The organism is Domibacillus tundrae (genome assembly GCF_000970675.1).
In the GTDB taxonomy this organism is placed as follows: Bacteria; Bacillota; Bacilli; order Bacillales; family Domibacillaceae; genus Domibacillus; species Domibacillus tundrae.
Window position 1 is genome coordinate 211,820 of the sequence record NZ_LAJA01000014.1, and the last position, 17,411, is coordinate 229,230.

The window sequence follows — 17,411 nt, forward strand, 5'->3', positions numbered from 1 at the left end:
ATTTTATTTTTATTTTTCGTTTTTGTCGGCTTAACTGCATTCGTATTGACGAATTTAAAAGATAGTTTCTATGCTTTTTTGTAAGAAAGAAAAAGCCCGCTGAGGCCTGCTTTCCAATTGACAAAAGACCTTGTTTTTGAAACAATTAATGAAAACAGGCAGGACTCAATGAAGGTGGTGCAAGGCAATGTTATCGGAAAAAATTAAATTAACGGGAAAAGATATTCTTGAAAAAGAATTTAAAACGGCTATGCGTGGATACAGTCCCGATGAAGTGGATCAATTTTTAGACCTTGTCATAAAAGATTATGAAGTATTTCAGCAGGCGATTGAAGAATTGCAGCAGGAAAACTTGCGCCTGAAAAAAGAAAACAGTACGATTTCGGCCCGGAAACCTGTTCCGGAAGCGCCGATTCGCCAGCAGCAACCGGCCCCTGGTTCGACTAATTTTGATATTTTAAAACGGTTATCGAACTTAGAACGCCACGTTTTTGGCGATCGTCTTCATAACGAATAATTTTCCATTGCGAAATAGCGTTTCTTCTTTTATAATTAAGAAATGAAATCGAATAGCGTTTGGGTAATCGCTGCTGTCTTAACGGCTGCAGAGGAAAGTCCATGCTCGCACAGTGCTGAGATGCCTGTAGTGATCGCGCCTGGCGAAACCATAAGCCAGGGCAGCATTTATTGCTGACGGCAGGGAAAACACCTAAGTCTTTAAGATATGGTGTGAATACTTTGAAAGTGCCACAGTGACGTAGCTTTGCCAGAAATGGCAAAGGTGGAACGAGGTAAACCCCGTGAGCGAGCAACCCAAATTTTGGTAGGGGCACTTTCCGGACGGAAATGAACGGATGGAGAGGCGAAAAGCACTTGTTTTTTCGCAGATAGATGATTGCCGCCGGAGTACGAGGCCATACCCTGGCCGCCTGCAGTACGATGGAACAAAACATGGCTTACAGAACGTTATTCAGGGTTTAAATTCAAAAGACACAGCTCTCCTTTATAGGAGAGCTTTTGTTCTATTTGACAAGGCTGGCCTCTTTATGAAAATGATCAATAATAAGTAAGTGACGTGATTGTCGAACATACTAATGCAAAGGAATTATTTTTCTAATTCCGTACTGTTTTCAAAACGGATTAATTTTTTATTCGAAGAACTGCCAAATGAACCGAAATGAAAAGAGGTTATACATGTATACATTAATTGCGACGGCTGCGATGGGACTTGAAGCGATCGTGGCCAAAGAAGTAAAAGATCTCGGTTATGAGCCGCGTACAGAAAATGGAAAAATATATTTTGAAGGTGACGCTTCGGCTATCGCCCGCTGCAATATGTGGCTGCGGACCGCAGATCGTGTCAAAGTCGTAGTAGCGGAATTTTATGCAAAAACGTTTGATGAGCTTTTTGAAAAAACGAAAGCCTTGCGGTGGGAGGATTATTTGCCAAAAGATGCTTCGTTTCCAGTGCAGGGGAAATCAGTTAAATCAACTCTGTTCAGCGTCTCAGACTGCCAGGCAATTGTGAAAAAAGCAATTGTAGAACGGTTGAAATCCGCTTATCACGTAGAGACGTGGCTGGCGGAAACAGGTGCCCGCTTTCCGCTTGAAGTGGCCATTTTAAAAGATAAAGTGACTCTGACGATGGATACGAGCGGGGCCGGCCTTCACAAACGCGGCTACCGGACAGGGCAGGGGGAAGCGCCCCTGAAAGAAACACTGGCAGCAGCACTGGTAAAACTGACAAACTGGCACCCGGATAAGCCGTTTGTGGATCCATTCGCCGGCTCTGGTACGATTCCGATTGAAGCCGCATTAATTGGTCAAAATATTGCGCCCGGCTTTAACCGCGAATTTGTTTCTGAACAGTGGAATTGGATTGATGAACGTGTATGGGACGAGGCACGCATAGAAGCAGAAGACAAAGCAAACTACGATCAGCCTCTTGATATTGAAGGGCTTGACATTGATCCGAAAATGGCAGAAATCGCAAGAGCAAATGCGTTTGAAGCAGGGCTTGGCGACCTGATTCAATTTCGAACTGGAGACGCAACAGCGTTTCAAACGGATAAAGAATATGGTGTAATTGTCGGCAACCCGCCATACGGAGAGCGTCTCAGCGACCGCCCTGGCGTCGAAAAGCTGTATGCAGATTTAGGATACGCGTTTAAGAAACTGGATACGTGGTCGATTTATATCTTGACGTCTCATGAAGAATTTGAAGAGGTATATGGCCGTCCGGCGACGAAAAAACGAAAGCTGTTTAATGGCTTTATCCGCTGCGATTATTATCAATACTGGGGGAAACGTCCACCCCGCCGCGACTAACTGAACACAATGTGGTGAAACTGGACACAAACGAGGTTCAGTGGACACAATCAGGAAAAACTAGACATAAATCCAGCTGAATGGAAAAAATCATGGGAAGCTTAAAAAATGGACAGGGAGCGAATCCAGCTGGATGACGCCCCTGTCCGTTTATAAACTCACCACGTTACGTTTGGTAAGGGGAAATTGTTTGAATCGTCCCGTCTTCGTTATATGTTAATTCTGTAAATTTTACACTGCGTTTATGATTCACTCCATCTGATAAAGAACAGTCATGATAAAATAAATACGGTTTGCCGTCGACATGCACAATCGAATGATGCGTTGTCCATCCTAATACCGGCTCCAGTATTTTGCCTTTATACGTATACGGCCCTTGTGGATTTTGGCTCATGGCATAAACAATATAATGAGTGGTGCCGGTAGAATAAGACAAATAATAACAGCCATTATGCTTATGAACCCATGCTCCTTCAAAAAATCTTCTTTCTTCATCGCTCGCAAAAATAGGGCTTCCATCCTCATCAAGAATATAAATTTCCTGAGGCGCTTCTTTAAATGTCAGCATATCTTCACTTAATTCTACCACCATCGGTCCTAAAGCGGGAGCTGATAGATCAGGCCCTTCATCAGCCGGATCGAACGTTCCGGACTGCCACTTTTCCAGCTGGCCGCCCCATAGGCCGCCGAAATACATGTAGGCTTTTTGGTCATCGTCTATAAGCACAGCGGGATCAATGCTAAAGCTGCCGGGAATATAGCTTTCCTGCGGCGTAAATGGACCGGCTGGATGAGGACTTGTGGCAACGCCAATCCGGAAAATGTCGTCATGGTCTCTGGCAGGGAAAAATAAATAGTACATATTGTTTTTATAAGCAGCATCTGGTGCCCACATTTGTTTTTTTGCCCATGGCACATCTTTTACATGCAGCACTTCGCCATGGTCTATACAAGGAGAATCAAAATCATCCATTGACAGGACATGATAATCTTCCATTTTGTATTGATCCCCATTGTCATTGGAAGGTTCGTCATGATCCAAATCATGAGAAGGATAAATATAAATCTTTCCTTCAAATACATGGGCAGAAGGATCAGCTGTATAAATGTGGGTAACTAAAGGGGTATTTGGTTTAACAGTAGTTTCCATTTTGTATCGCCTGCTTTCTGAAAAGATGGATAAAACAAATTATGGCTGGAAGCCTTGCAAAAACGGAATTCTTTTTATATAGTTTGTTCGAACGACAAACTAACTTCAATTGTTTATTATACGGATCTCTTTCAAAGAGATCAAGGTTTTTTGTATTCGTTTTCATTTTTTAAAATTAAAGAAACTGCTTGATTATCAGAGACGAGCGGTCTCACCCCATCATCAAGAAAAAATAAAAATTAATTATTCGAATTTACTGAAAAAATGATAGACTATATAGTAAAATGATGGTTTATAATATAGAACACTTTACTTTAAGGAAATGAGAGGGAGCTCAATGTCAATGAAATCTATTTTTCAACAAGAAAATACATCTATTTATAACGTGAAAACAAATGCAGGAGGACCGATTGGGACGCTGCCATTAACCCCGCAAATGCTTGAAAACTCACCGAGCGGAGATCTTTTCGGCTGGACGCAAAATGTGGGCATGGGTTGGAAACCGCAAGATCTTTTAGGAGCGGAAGTGCTGATTCTGGGGACAAACGGCGGGCTTCGAGATGATAACGGAAATCCGTTGGCACTTGGCTACCATACAGGGCACTGGGAAATTGATTTGTTAATGAAAGCGGCTGCGGAAGAAATTAAAAGCCAGAAAGGCATCCCGTTTGCTGCGTTTGTTAGTGATCCGTGTGACGGGCGCTCGCAGGGAACGTTAGGCATGTTTGATTCATTTCCTTACCGGAATGATGCGGCTATGGTATTCCGTCGCCTGATCCGTTCATTGCCAACACGCCAGGCTGTTGTGGGAGTCGCAACCTGTGATAAAGGCTTGCCGGCAATGATGATAGCGCTTGCGGGTACACATGATTTGCCAACCGTGATCGTACCAGGAGGTGTGACGCTTCCGCCTACAAATGGGGAAGATGCTGGGAAAATCCAAACCATTGGAGCGCGGTATGCAAACAAAGAAATTACTCTCCAGGAAGCATCCGAACTCGGCTGCCGGTCATGCGCAACGTCTGGCGGAGGCTGCCAGTTTTTAGGGACAGCAGGTACCGCTCAAGTTGTCGCTGAAGCACTGGGCATGGCGGTTACACACGCGGCGTTAGCCCCTTCCGGCCAGAGAATATGGGCAGAAATGGCGAAGCAGTCGGCGCGTGCTGCATTGGAAATGGAAAAAAATAACGTAACAACAAAAGATATTTTAACGGACAAAGCGATTGAAAATGCGATGACGCTGCATGCGGCATTTGGCGGTTCGACGAATTTGCTTCTTCATATCCCGGCGATTGCGTTTGCGGCCAACTGCAAAATTCCGACAGTGGAAGACTGGGTGAGAATCAATAACCGAACGCCTCGTCTAGTGAATGTATTGCCAAATGGACCTGACAGTCATTCAACGGTGCGTTTGTTCCTTGCCGGAGGTGTTCCGGAAGTGATGCTTCACTTACGTAAACTGGGCCTTCTGCACGAAGATGTATTAACGGTTACAGGAAATACGCTCGGTGAAAATTTAGATTGGTGGGAAAAGTCAGAACGACGCGCCGCGTTAAGAAAGCGTTTACTTGAAGCGGACGGCATTTCGCCGGATGAAGTCATTATGAGTCCTGAAAAAGCGAAAGAAAGAGGACTTACTTCAACCGTTACTTTCCCAACAGGCAACCTCGCGCCGGAAGGGTCGGTTATTAAATCCACTTCTATTGATCCATCGGTTATTGATGAAGACGGTGTGTATCGACATACAGGCCATGCGAAAGTGTTTACATCTGAAAAGTCAGCCATCCAGTCCATTAAAACGGGCGGCATTGAAGCCGGCGATATTATGGTCGTCATGGGAGGCGGTCCGCTTGGAACCGGGATGGAAGAAACATATCAATTAACATCAGCGCTCAAATATTTGCCGTTCGGAAAGTATGTTTCACTCATCACCGATGCCCGGTTCTCCGGTGTTTCCACAGGTGCCTGCATTGGACATGTCGGACCGGAAGCTTTAGCCGATGGACCAATCGGAAAAGTGCGGGATGGGGATGTAATCGAGATTGCTGTGGACTGCCGAAACTTGGAAGGAACGGTTAATTTCATTGGCACAAAAACCGAACGGTATTCACCGGAAAAAGCGGTTCAAGTTCTGGCTGAACGCCCGCGTCATGAAGATGTGAAGCCAAATCCGAATCTGCCGGATGATACTCGTCTTTGGGCAGCTCTTCAATCTGTGAGTGGCGGTACGTGGCGGGGAAGTGTGTATGACACAGACCGGATTATTGAAGTGCTCGAAGCCGGCATGAAAGCGCTGGCGGACAAAACGGAGAAGATCGTTTCAGAATAATGAAGGAGTGTTTATATGACTGACATTATCAATCCTATTTTGCCGGGCTTCCACCCGGACCCATCGATTATAAGAGTAGAAGACAACTATTATATCGCCACTTCTACATTTGAATGGTTTCCCGGCGTTCAGCTCTTCCATTCAAAAGATCTGGTTCATTGGCGGCAACTTCCTGCCCCATTAATGCGGGAGTCGCAAATAAACATGGTCGGCGACATCGATTCCGGCGGTGTGTGGGCTCCTTGCTTAAGTTATTCAGACGGGCTGTTTTATTTAATTTACACAGATGTGAAAAGCCGTATGGGTGCGTTTAAAGATACCCATAACTACATGGTAACCGCTGAAAACATTGAAGGCCCCTGGTCCGAACCAGTCTATTTGAACAGCAGCGGCTTTGATCCGTCTCTTTTTCATGAAGAAGATGGAACGAAGTGGCTCGTCAACATGATTTGGGATTTCCGCAAAGGAAAAAATTCATTTGCGGGCATCGCGCTTCAAGAATACTCGGTACAGGAAAAAAAGCTTATCGGTCCTGTGAAAAATATTTTTAAAGGGTCCAAACTCGGGCTGACGGAAGCACCCCATATTTATAAGAGGAATGGCTATTATTATTTACTAACGGCTGAAGGGGGAACGTGGTATACGCACGCTGTGACAGTGGCGCGGTCCCAATCCTTGGCCGGCCCGTATGAGCTGGATCCAGCGAACCCGATTTTAACGTCCAATGAGGAAGAGAAGCAGCAGCTCCAAAAAGCAGGCCACGGCAGCTTAGTAGAAACACAAAACGGCGACTGGTACATGGCTCACTTATGCGGACGTCCCGTGGTGGGTAAAAAATGCATATTAGGCCGCGAAACCGCTTTGCAGAAATGTTACTGGACAGACGATGGCTGGCTTCGCATTCAGGGCGGTCCGAATCCGCAAACGATCGTCGAAGCACCCAGCTTGCCGCCGCATCCTTTTGAACAGGAAAGCAATAAGGATGATTTTACCGGTGAAACACTGAAACATTACTGGAGCTCGTTAAGAAGAACGTTTACAGACGAATGGATTTCATTATCCGACCGGCCCGGGTACCTCAGGCTGACAGGCGGAGAATCGATGCAGTCTAGCAGTCTATTCACCGTCAAAGCCTTCTGGCCAGAAGATTAGAAGATATGCAGGTGGAAATCGAAACAGCGGTGGAAATGGATCCGGAACATTTTCAGCAAATGGCCGGGCTGATTGTGTATTACGATACCGACGATTATGTGTATCTGCGGGTCACGCATCATGAAGAAACCGGCAAATGCTTAGGGATTATCGAATCAAAGAATGGAAAATATGATGAATTATTGGATGAAGGTATTCCGCTGACGTCTTCTTCAACAAAATTAAAAGCGGAGATTCAAAACGAATGGCTGCATTTTTATTTTGCTGAAAACAATCATGAATGGCAAAAAGTCGGGGGTCCAATCGATATCGGCCACTTGTCGGATGACGATGCGGATTATATCCGGTTTACCGGCACATTTGTCGGCATATGCGCACAGGATTTAAGCGGACAGAAAAAGAACAGTTATTTTGATTATTTTGATTACCGGAAAAGTAGTCGTACAGCTCCTTCATTAACACATAAGAGCTAGTTTAATATAAACTGCATTTCCGATTATCAGGATGGAGGGACAGTTTTTATATGGAGCCGGTTAAAGCAATGGGCGCAAAGAAACCCCTTTGACACTTACTGTCAAAGGGGTTTCCATTACCATAATTTATAACCTTTTGAACCGAGCGGACCGCCGTTTAAGATGTCCATAACCGGAATGGTGTACGCGATTAAAATAAGTGCGACGAGCACTGTAATCCAAATTTTCCAATTTTCCAGCACCACTGGGGTTTTCTCGGCGCCTTCTGCCACGTCCGCAACCGTGAATTCTTCATCTCCCTTTGGCGCAAACCAGGCGAGGTTTGCGAAAATAATCAATACAAGAATAATGCCTAAAAATAAGATGGTGCCGCCAACCGCCTGCGCAATTTGATACGGGATCCATTCCAATGCCTGCGCTGCATCCCCATAGGTGGAGAAAGACGAACGGCGCGGCGCACCAAGCAGGCCAACCCAATGCATGGCACCCGACATAATCGTCATGCCAAACGCCCACGTGAACGCCTGGATGATCGCCAGTGTATTCATTTGCGGCGTCAGCACACGGCCGGTTAAATGTGGAATCAGCCAATAGGCAACGCCGAAAAAGGTTAATAAAACGGTTGTCGCCACCGTTAAGTGAAAACGGCCGGTTACCCAGATCGTATTATGGACAACCTGGTTCATTTGGTGAGAGGCATTAATAATCCCGCCTGCTCCCGCCGGAATAAACGCAGCCATGCCAATAAACGGCACGAGGAAACGAGCATCACCCCATGGCAGCTTACGGAACCAGCCGAACAGGCCTTTTCCGCCAAGCTCCCGGCCGCGCGCGTGTTTCAAACATGGCAAACATGCTGAAGGCGGTCATAAGAGATGGAATAATCACCATAAACGTCAGCACGACCTGTAAAAACTTCCAAAATGCGCTGATGCCTGGTTCGGTCAGCTGGTGGTGAAAGCCAACTGGAATCGAGAATAAGAGAAATAAAATAAACGATAGGCGGGCGAGTGAATCCGAGAAAATTTTGCCGCCGATAATTTTGGGCACAATCGCATACCATGCCATATAAGCAGGCAGCAGCCAGAAATAAACAAGCGCGTGGCCAAAATACCAAAACAATGTACGGGTAATCAGTACATCCACCCGTGCAATGAGCCCGAGGGACCAAGGAAGCAGTTGAAGCAGCACTTCAGAGGCAACACCAAGCGTTGCGACAAACCACATAACCGAGTTCACAACCGCCATAAACGTTAAAAGCGGCGACGTCTGTCCTTTGTTTGCTTTGCGCCATTGTACATAACGAGCCACCTGCGCAAAACCGACAAGCCAGCTGCCAACGACCACAAATGTCAGCCCCAGATAGAAAATCCAGTGAGCCTGAAGCGGTGCGTAAAACGTATAAAGAACAGTCGCTTCATTAAGTAAAATCATCGTAGCGGCCATCGTGGTGCCAAGTGTCATAAGCCAGAAGCCAATCCAGGCGGCCATCCGCTGTTTCGCTGAGAACGCGCCGGCTGTCCGGCTTACGACCGCATACTGAAAGCCCATGATAAAAAAGGTGGTTAAAACGAGGCCGAGCATAACACCGTGAACCGTCAATACCTGATAATAGCCGATATTGGCCGGGAGCTCAAAGCGGCCGGAGCGGACAAATACTTGCAACAGTCCCATTAATCCGCCAACCGCAAGCGCTAAAAAGGCAACGTACATGTGCGCCATTGCGACGCGCGCATCTTTATGATTAACCCTAAGTATGGATTGCGTATTCATTCGTCCCCCACCAGCTTAATCATCGATTTCATCGTATGGTGACCAGTGCCGCAATATTCGTTGCACAGCACGAGAAATTCACCAGTTTTGTTCAATGTTGTGACGTATTCGCTTATATAGCCTGGTTCGAGCATCATGTTAATATTAGTGCCGGCAACTTCAAAGCCGTGAACCACATCTTTTGTTGTCGCGATAATCTTTACTCTAGAGCCGACCAGAATTTCTGCTTCAACCGGTGCGTAATAAAAGGCGGATGCCACAACGACAAGTTCATACTCCCATTCTTTGCCCGCCACTTTTTTCAGTCCCGGTTCATTAAACGGGGCAATTTTATCCACTTGCTCATAATTAATGGTTTTCACAGAACTGGGCGGCTGGTCTCCTTGATGGAACGCGCCTATCCCGATTACGACAAGAAACACAACGAGTGCTCCCGTGCCGAAAGTGAGCCACCACTTTTCATAACGGTGTAAATGCATAGTTGATCCTCCTCTAAATTAAAAACGGCCAGCAAAAATGGAAAAGACAACAAGCCACGTTGCAATAATAAAAATGCCTAAACCAAAAACCGAATACAATGTGCCTTTTAATTGATCGCCTTCATCCTCTGTTTTATGTTTGCGTTTTTCTGAAGCCATCCCCATGCCCCCTTTCCGAGATGCTTTGTTCGTTAGCACTATCTTAACCGTGTAAAAAAATGATTCTGTGAGAAAAATCACAAATATAATGCTTTATGTGAAAAAAGTGTGAAAAAGGATAGGGACTATAGTTAACGAATAATCTGAAAAAAAAGATTAATAATGTTCGTGTTTTATATTGATTTTTTCGATCAGTATGCTATTATAATGACTATCAATTAAACATTATTCACTCATATAATCGCGGGGATTGGCCTGCAAGTTTCTACCGGAACACCGTAAATGATCCGACTATGAGTGAACAAGAGAACGGATTTTTTCTGTTCCCGCCTGAAGGCATTGTTCACTCTTTTTTTTGAACGCTATGCTTCAGGCTTTTTTTGTGCCTGAAGACGAATCAGAGGAGGAAATACAATGAAACGTCTGCATGAAAAAATGGAACAGGAAGGCCGTGTGTTGTCAAAGCACGTCTTAAAAGTAGATTCATTTTTAAATCATCAAATTGACCCACAGTTAATGAAGGAAATTGGCGAAACGTTTGCTGAGCTGTTTCAAGAAGCCGGCATTACGAAAATCTTGACACTTGAATCAAGCGGCATTGCACCATCGGTTATGACCGGTCTTGTGCTGGGCGTCCCAGTTGTCTTTGCGCGCAAACGCCAATCACTGACCATGACTGACGACTTGCTAACAGCGGACGTGTACTCGTTTACGAAAGAAACAACAAACCGCATTACCGTATCCAAATCATTTTTAACAGAAGATGACAAGGTATTAATTATTGATGACTTTTTGGCGAATGGCCAGGCGGCACTTGGTCTCATAAACATTGTCAAACAAGCGGGCAGCGAGATCGCCGGCATTGGCATCGTCATTGAAAAGTCCTTCCAGGATGGACGGTCACTGCTCCAAAAAGAAGGAATCCGCGTTGAATCGCTTGCACGGATCCATTCGCTTCAAGATGGGCAAATCCAGTTTAAAGCGGAGGTGCCACAGTGAACCAGAATCAGTTGAAAACAGCGTCGCTCGGCATCCAGCACGTTCTTGCGATGTATGCAGGTGCCGTGATTGTCCCGCTTATTGTCGGCGCGGCAGTCGGCATGACATCCGCTCAATTAACGTATCTTGTCTCTATTGATATTTTCATGTGCGGTATTGCGACACTATTACAAGTGTATCGAGGCAAATGGATTGGCATCGGCTTGCCGGTCGTGCTTGGCTGTACGTTTACCGCTGTCAGTCCAATGATTGCGATCGGTGCGGCACAGGGCATTTCAGCGATTTATGGCGCCATTATCGCGTCCGGTATATTTGTGCTATTGATCGCTCCGTTTTTTAGCCGGCTCGTTCGCTTTTTCCCGCCAGTCGTAACGGGGTCCGTTGTTACAATTATTGGCGTGACACTCATTCCGGTGGCAATGAACAATATGGGCGGTGGTCAAGGCAGCCCCGATTTCGGTTCGGCTGAAAATGTCACACTTGCCTTTGCTACGCTGGCTATTATTATTGTCATGTACCGGTTTTTTGACGGGTTTGCCCGGTCGATTTCGGTGCTGCTCGGTTTATTGATCGGCACGATGATTGCGTTTTTTATGGGAAAAGTTGACATGTCAGCTGTAGTGGATGCTTCTTGGTTCCACCTCGTTCAGCCATTTTACTTCGGGATTCCGACGTTTGAATGGACAGGTGTCTTAACGATGATTCTGGTTGCGATGGTCAGTCTCGTTGAATCAACGGGTGTGTATTTTGCAATTTCCGATATTTGCGATGAAGAGGTGACAGAGAAAGATCTGGCAAAAGGATACCGCGCAGAAGGACTGGCGATTGTGCTCGGCGGCATCTTTAATGCATTTCCGTACACAGCGTTTTCGCAAAACGTTGGGCTGATGCAGCTGTCCGGCGTGAAATCACGGAGCGTTATTTTTTACACAGCCGGCTTTTTGATTGTGCTGGGCCTCGTGCCGAAAATCGGCGCGTTCACAACGATTATTCCAGCGAGTGTGCTGGGCGGCGCGATGGTGGCGATGTTCGGGATGGTCGTCGCGCAGGGCATTAAAATGCTTAGCCGCGTCGATATGAACGTACAGGAAAACTTGCTCATTATCGCCTGTTCGGTCGGCCTTGGTCTCGGTGTTACCGTTGTGCCGGATTTATTCGCGGGACTGCCAGGCGGCATTCAAATTTTAACGGGCAACGGCATCGTGGCCGGAAGTGTCACCGCGATTGTGTTGAATATTGTTTTTAATGAATTGGGCCGGAAAAAAGCGTCTGTTTCTGTGGTAGAAAATAAAGTTTCGTAAAACCATACTCCCACGTTTTAAAGGCATTAAAATGTCGTGACGTCATCTACATTTCTTTACTAAAAGAGGTGGAGGTGGCGTTTTTTGTGTTCAAAAAGATTAACAAAAAGAAGAACTTCTAAAGATGAACTAGAATTTAATTTTACATTCGAGCAGGCATTCGATTATTTTCTCTCAGCAAAGAAATTCGAAGGATTAAGGCAGACGACAATAAAAAGTCATCTTGAGCATTATAACTTTTTTATAAAGTGGTTGAACGAAATGCATCCAGAAATAAAAATGGTTGCCGACCTAACCTCATTTACAGTGCGAGAGTACATCATTTACATGCAAGACGATCATTACAACTATAAAACCAAAACGAATGGATTAAGCGTACAAACAGTCAACGCAAGGCTGCGATTTTTAAAAACTTTTTATAACTTCCTTGACGATGAAAACTTGATCAAAGATAACAGCATCGAGAAGATCAAGCTTCTTAAATCTGACGAAAGAAAATTCACCAAACTTACGGATGATGAACTAAAAAGATTATTTGAAATACCAAACAAAGAGAACTTTCCCCAGTTCCGGGATTTTGTCATTATGAATCTTTTATATGATACAGGGATGCGGATAAGTGAAACAATTTCAATTAAGAAAACGGATTTGGATTTTAAAAGCAGAAAAATCATTCTTCCGTCTGACGTAACAAAAGGGAGAAAAGAAAGGATAATTCCCGTTTCCAACTACACTTTGAAGTTGTTGATTGAGCTTATCGCAGAAAATGATGCTCACTGGGATAACAGATACGTGTTTCTGAACTGGAATGGTGAACAGATGTCCGATGATACCTTTAGAAGAAACTTAAAAAGATATGTATCTAAAGCAGGGATTGAAAAAGATTTTTCTTGCCACGATTTTAGACGCCAAGCTGTTACAGATATGTTGGCCAATGGAGCCTCAATCTGGGCTGTTCAAGCTATCGTCGGACATGTTAATATACTGCCGACCAAGCGCAGCCGCGACATGCAGCAGACCGTAAATTTAGTGCAAATACTACCCGCTGAGCCAGCAGAAAATGAAAAAGGCGGACAAGCTCCGTCAGGAAACGGGGAGCAAGAAGTCAATATCTCTCTTAAGACTAGTACTAATATTAATACTAATACATATCAGCCTGCAGCGCCGACTTCGTTTTATGGACGTTTTAAACATTTCGTTTCTTCAACAATCGGCGGGGGCCAATCGTTAATCAGCCGTCTATTTGGCGTATATAAGGCGCATTCTACGCCGCTAACTAAGTATGGTGCATTCGCTGACGTTGAACATGCTGGATATGAGGCGTTAAGGGCGGCTGTAATGGCGACTAAGGCGAAGCGTATAAAGAATCTACCGGGATTTTATAGTGGCGTGTTGGACTGTGTGCTGGACCGTTTTGTCTTTGAAGAAAGCTAGCGGGTGCTTGCGGAGGAAGTGTAAGTCTCAGCGTCAGGCTACAAGTAGACCCATGTATATGCCAGCGGAAAAGTTCACCGCATTACATAATAACGCAGAAAAGACCGCGGGGGACACCGCGGCCGGGACAGACATGTAACGGATGGGGATCGTTGGTTACACGTATGAAGTATGCCCATTACGGCGAAAAATAACCGCACAAAAAAAGCCACGGGGTTCTTCCGTAGCGATCAAGGAGGTATCCGCGTGTAGCATGTGCTGCATATGCCGAGAATGCAGCATGTTACACGTTACCCGCTTTATAGAAAAATAAAACATACGTAAAAAAGCCGCAGGGGAAAAACCGCGGTTAAGACAGTTGTGTAACGCTTTGGCTAGCGAAGGACCATTGGTTATATGTAATTATATTGTCCTTTGCTTCGGGAAATAAACCGCATAAAAAAGGCTACGGAGGTTCCGTAGCAATCAGGGAGATATGTGATTAAAAATAGACATTGACCACTTGCTCAGGTATCCGAAATTAGGAGCGTTGTCTAAATATTGTATGTATCCGCATTAGAAACGAGAAAGAGCGCAGCTCCCCGTCTTGGCAGCAACGCTTGCAAAGTAGTACCTATAAGGAGAAGATAAATCAATATATGTACGGCTGGATCGCTATATTCCTCGGATCCCGGACGCAAAAAAGGCCATGGTAGTTTTAGAAAATCCCTTTGATCAAAAAACTCGTTATACGGGTTTGAAATCAAAGCCATATGATCAAATTAAACCAGGAACATACGCGTTAATTACGTTAAAAGATAGTAAAGAGGAATACTCAGTTATAAAAGTTGAAGAAAATAAATCGAACATTGCCAACAAGGTAATTGGCCAAACGGTGAATCCGGATGTGGTACTATATGAAGTCACTGGCACAGGAACAGGTGAAAATAAAAAGGAAATTTATACAAAAAGAGTAAGTGATAAATTTTCTGTACACACAGAAAATCTTACATTGATGAAAAATCAGATGCCTTCTTCTCCAAAAGAAGGCGATAAAATTCTTATAACTTTTGATAAAGGGAAAGATAAAGTGAAAAATGTTCAAAAGGTATCTACTATTAAATAACCTTCTTTCTAAAAGTTATATATATTTGAGAAAAAATTGACCATCAATTAATCAAACGATTGACTAATTGGAAGGAATTTAGAATTTGCCTCACACCCTACACTTGGATTTTTATTTTTGCCTTTGTATAAATAGAATTTGACTGCAATATTGAGAGAGGTATAGTCAAACTTAAAGGTCCTATTCGTTATAAAATATGAAATTATGCTCATTAACGAGATTGTATGCGCTATGCTACAATTATTTTATACAAATATTCACATCTCATTTACACATCACTTTATGAAAGCGCTAACAAAATTTATGAAAGATCAAGTCGCAGCGCTTTTTAGAAAGAATTTTTTTGGAAAGAGGTGGTTTTGTCGAAATAATCATTGAACTCAAGAATTGTTAATGATTTTTAAAAAAACTATTTAATTGAGCACCCGATCGATCTTAAAACCATAACTATTTAAGGAGTGAAAGCATGAGAAAAACTTTGTTTTTTCCTAAAATAAGAACACGGGTTATGATTAGTTGTTTAATACTAGTAGCAATGTTAGTTTCGTTGGGATGGGTAAAGGTCGATGCGCAGGACCAAAAAGCGGTGATATCTTCTGAAAAGGTAACAATACCTACTCCAAAGGTAACGGGTCCTATTCCGATTACGAAGACTTCCCGTCCATTTACGGTGGGAGGGACAAATCTAACAGACTATGGCTACCGTCTTGATGAATATTTGATTAGCGGTAAGGCGAATGTTTACGATTGGGGGGCCGACGGACAGGCTATTACCCCTCAAATCCGAACTCCACAGGCGCCATATACAACCCGGATTGTCGTTAGACGACCCCATAAACCAAGCAAGTTTAGTGGGAATGTCTGGGTTGAGCTTAATAACCCTTCACGGGGATGGGATGTTGAGGTACAGTGGCCAACTGTCCAAGATAAAGTGCTCCGTGACGGCGACATTTGGATTTCAGTGACTGTCAAACCAAATGTGATCGCAGCACTAAAGCGTATCGATTCAAAGCGTTATGCCCCGTTATCAATGGCCAACCCGTTGCCTTCCGACAAACAAGCCTGTGGGAAGTTGCCCAATGAAGAAGGCTATGATGAAAATCTTTCGAAGCTGTATGAAAATGGACTTGTTTGGGACATGCTGAGTCAGACGGGTGCCCTGGTACGCAGCAAGGACAAGAATAATCCACTGCACAATTATAACGTTAAGTACGTATTCGCAACCGGCGAGTCCCAAACAGGCTTCTTCCTTAACACGTACGCAGCAAATTTTGCGGAAAACGCGAGGCTGAAAAACGGTCATCCAGTGTATGATGGCTTCATCTCGGCATCGGGATCAGGCAGAACCACGCCAATCAATCAGTGCGTTCCCGCCACCGGTGTTAAAGATGTAAGAACCCAGCTGCCAAAGAAACATGTACCATTTATGCAGATTGACGCACAAGGAGACATCTTCCAACTAGGAAGCTATCTATGGAGAAAACCTGATAGTGACGTTCCAGGGGCGGGTTTCCGAATGTACGAAATTACAGGGGCTCCGCACGGTCCAGTCAACACCGTTAATTACCAACCACCAGCTGAGGATATCGTTAAGGCAGGTAATCTGCCGACCCAAGTGCCTTATGCATATGGGGGAGTCGAGCCAAAGGCAAACCAATTGCCGCGCCATTATATAGAAACGGCCATGTATGCCAACATGGAGCGCTGGGTTATCAAAGGCATTAAACCGCCACATGCCAAGCCATTGCTCGTGCAAGAGGGCAATGGAATACAGACGAGCCTTTTTGGCGAAACCATTTACGCATCATTTGTGAAGGATAAACATGGAAATGTACTGGGCGGTGTACGCAGCCCATATGTCGATGTTCCGACGGCCACATACAACGAGTATGCTACATTAAAACCAGGCTATCCTTATGCATGGTCGTTCGGCCATCAGGTCGACTTCACGAGTGAAACACTCCAGAAGCTTTACGGGGCAGTGGGTCCCCATCAGACTTACGTGAGGCAGGTCGAAGCTTCAGTGAAGCAATTGACAAAAGAGCGGTGGCTTGAACCTGAAGAGGGTCAAAAAATTATACAGCAGGCAAAATTCACTCCAATCCCTTAATAATATTGCTTCATGTAAATAACTCATGAGTATTACGAGTGTTTCTATATACATTTCGAACATAGGGGATGTGTAGCACAAAATCTGAGAGAAGCAGGAATCTTAGTAAGGGTTCGCTGCTTCTTTCTTTCACTTATAAAAAAACAGGTGATTTAATAGAGTGAATCGATTTCATAATGCACACTTTTAAAAAATCATAGAGGAGCAGAATAATGGATGATCTTTTAAAAAAGTGAATGAAATTGCTGATTATGCTACAGATGCTTGAAGATAAGTGAGTCGATCAATGGCTAGCTTAGAAGCATTGTATGCTATTTGAACCAAATCAACATGTAATTTGGCTTTCTTTCCAGTACAATGGTAGATCTGATTCAATAGAAAATACCCTTTTCTTATCAGCTTATTGAGATTAACAGATTTTCCAAGGGAAAAGTTTTTATTTCTGATCCCTATGAGGCTATGATAATTAAGGAACTTATATTATTCTGATGAGATTATAAAAACTTTTAACTAATAAGTGACCCGGTTGTATGAGAAGGAACTGTGCGAGCTAGTTGGCGTTTATGGAACATAAAAGATCCGCACAGCCAACTATAGTAGGAAATATATGAAACAAAAA

The 17,411-nt window shown here is 44.3% G+C and carries 11 protein-coding genes, 1 other RNA gene, 2 pseudogenes and 1 riboswitch; of the genes and pseudogenes, 10 read left to right on the forward strand and 4 right to left on the reverse strand.

The window, feature by feature from the left end; genetic code table 11:
• Positions 1-187 precede the first annotated feature (187 nt).
• The 3 genes from gpsB (at position 188) to VQ00_RS12905 (ending at position 2,328) form a co-directional block, all read left to right on the forward strand.
• Complete coding sequence (gene gpsB, locus VQ00_RS12895; protein WP_046180536.1) at positions 188-517, forward strand: cell division regulator GpsB; 330 nt, start codon at positions 188-190, stop codon at positions 515-517.
• 55 nt (positions 518-572) lie between these two features.
• Positions 573-964, forward strand: an RNA gene (gene rnpB, locus VQ00_RS18170) — RNase P RNA component class B.
• Positions 965-1,194: 230 nt separating this feature from the next.
• On the forward strand, positions 1,195-2,328 hold the full coding sequence (locus tag VQ00_RS12905; RefSeq protein WP_046180538.1) for a THUMP domain-containing class I SAM-dependent RNA methyltransferase: 1,134 nt from the start codon (positions 1,195-1,197) through the stop codon (positions 2,326-2,328).
• A gap of 166 nt (positions 2,329-2,494) precedes the next feature.
• Here the strand turns inward: VQ00_RS12905 and VQ00_RS12910 are convergent, their stop codons facing one another.
• Positions 2,495-3,478: a glycoside hydrolase family 43 protein gene (locus VQ00_RS12910; RefSeq protein ID WP_046180539.1), complete on the reverse strand. Its 984-nt coding sequence runs from the start codon at positions 3,476-3,478 to the stop codon at positions 2,495-2,497.
• Positions 3,479-3,815: 337 nt separating this feature from the next.
• On the opposite strand from VQ00_RS12910, the gene VQ00_RS12915 reads away from it, so the two are divergent.
• Both VQ00_RS12915 and VQ00_RS12920 read left to right on the forward strand, forming a co-directional pair.
• Positions 3,816-5,807, forward strand: a complete 1,992-nt coding sequence (locus VQ00_RS12915; RefSeq protein WP_046180540.1) for a YjhG/YagF family D-xylonate dehydratase — start codon at positions 3,816-3,818, stop codon at positions 5,805-5,807.
• A 15-nt stretch (positions 5,808-5,822) separates the two neighbouring features.
• Positions 5,823-7,432, forward strand: a pseudogene (locus tag VQ00_RS12920) (glycoside hydrolase family 43 protein).
• Positions 7,433-7,548: 116 nt separating this feature from the next.
• Here VQ00_RS12920 and VQ00_RS12925 read toward each other — a convergent pair.
• From VQ00_RS12925 to VQ00_RS18865, 3 genes and pseudogenes are all read right to left on the reverse strand, one after another.
• Positions 7,549-9,205: pseudogene (locus tag VQ00_RS12925) on the reverse strand (b(o/a)3-type cytochrome-c oxidase subunit 1).
• Positions 9,202-9,684, reverse strand: a complete 483-nt coding sequence (locus VQ00_RS12930) for a cupredoxin domain-containing protein (RefSeq protein ID WP_046180541.1) — start codon at positions 9,682-9,684, stop codon at positions 9,202-9,204. Before VQ00_RS12930 ends, VQ00_RS12925 begins: the two are co-directional and overlap by 4 nt.
• Before the next feature lie 18 nt (positions 9,685-9,702).
• Positions 9,703-9,843, reverse strand: coding sequence for a hypothetical protein (locus VQ00_RS18865; protein WP_172645579.1), 141 nt, complete (start codon positions 9,841-9,843; stop codon positions 9,703-9,705).
• 213 nt (positions 9,844-10,056) lie between these two features.
• Positions 10,057-10,157, forward strand: a riboswitch (purine riboswitch).
• A gap of 100 nt (positions 10,158-10,257) precedes the next feature.
• Here VQ00_RS18865 and VQ00_RS12935 point away from each other — a divergent pair.
• From VQ00_RS12935 to VQ00_RS12955, 5 genes are all read left to right on the forward strand, one after another.
• Entirely contained in the window at positions 10,258-10,842 is a 585-nt protein-coding gene (locus VQ00_RS12935) for a xanthine phosphoribosyltransferase (RefSeq protein ID WP_046180542.1), read from the forward strand.
• Positions 10,839-12,143 (forward strand): nucleobase:cation symporter-2 family protein, encoded by a 1,305-nt coding sequence (locus VQ00_RS12940; protein WP_046180543.1) that lies wholly within the window; start codon positions 10,839-10,841, stop codon positions 12,141-12,143. Before VQ00_RS12935 ends, VQ00_RS12940 begins: the two co-directional genes overlap by 4 nt.
• 84 nt (positions 12,144-12,227) lie before the next feature.
• Entirely contained in the window at positions 12,228-13,577 is a 1,350-nt protein-coding gene (locus VQ00_RS12945) for a tyrosine-type recombinase/integrase (protein ID WP_046180544.1), read from the forward strand.
• Positions 13,578-14,265: 688 nt separating this feature from the next.
• Complete coding sequence (locus tag VQ00_RS12950) at positions 14,266-14,682, forward strand: hypothetical protein (RefSeq protein ID WP_046180545.1); 417 nt, start codon at positions 14,266-14,268, stop codon at positions 14,680-14,682.
• A gap of 466 nt (positions 14,683-15,148) precedes the next feature.
• Entirely contained in the window at positions 15,149-16,792 is a 1,644-nt protein-coding gene (locus VQ00_RS12955; RefSeq protein ID WP_046180546.1) for an alpha/beta hydrolase domain-containing protein, read from the forward strand.
• Positions 16,793-17,411: the final 619 nt, after the last annotated feature.

Coding starts and splice junctions, on each gene's coding strand:
- VQ00_RS12915 (WP_046180540.1), top strand. CDS start 3,816: ATGTCAATGAAATCTATTTTTCAACAAGAAAATACATCTATTTATAAC.
- gpsB (WP_046180536.1), top strand. CDS start 188: ATGTTATCGGAAAAAATTAAATTAACGGGAAAAGATATTCTTGAAAAA.
- VQ00_RS12905 (WP_046180538.1), top strand. CDS start 1,195: ATGTATACATTAATTGCGACGGCTGCGATGGGACTTGAAGCGATCGTG.
- VQ00_RS12930 (WP_046180541.1), bottom strand. CDS start 9,684: ATGCATTTACACCGTTATGAAAAGTGGTGGCTCACTTTCGGCACGGGA.
- VQ00_RS18865 (WP_172645579.1), bottom strand. CDS start 9,843: ATGGCTTCAGAAAAACGCAAACATAAAACAGAGGATGAAGGCGATCAA.
- VQ00_RS12955 (WP_046180546.1), top strand. CDS start 15,149: ATGAGAAAAACTTTGTTTTTTCCTAAAATAAGAACACGGGTTATGATT.
- VQ00_RS12910 (WP_046180539.1), bottom strand. CDS start 3,478: ATGGAAACTACTGTTAAACCAAATACCCCTTTAGTTACCCACATTTAT.
- VQ00_RS12935 (WP_046180542.1), top strand. CDS start 10,258: ATGAAACGTCTGCATGAAAAAATGGAACAGGAAGGCCGTGTGTTGTCA.
- VQ00_RS12950 (WP_046180545.1), top strand. CDS start 14,266: ATGGTAGTTTTAGAAAATCCCTTTGATCAAAAAACTCGTTATACGGGT.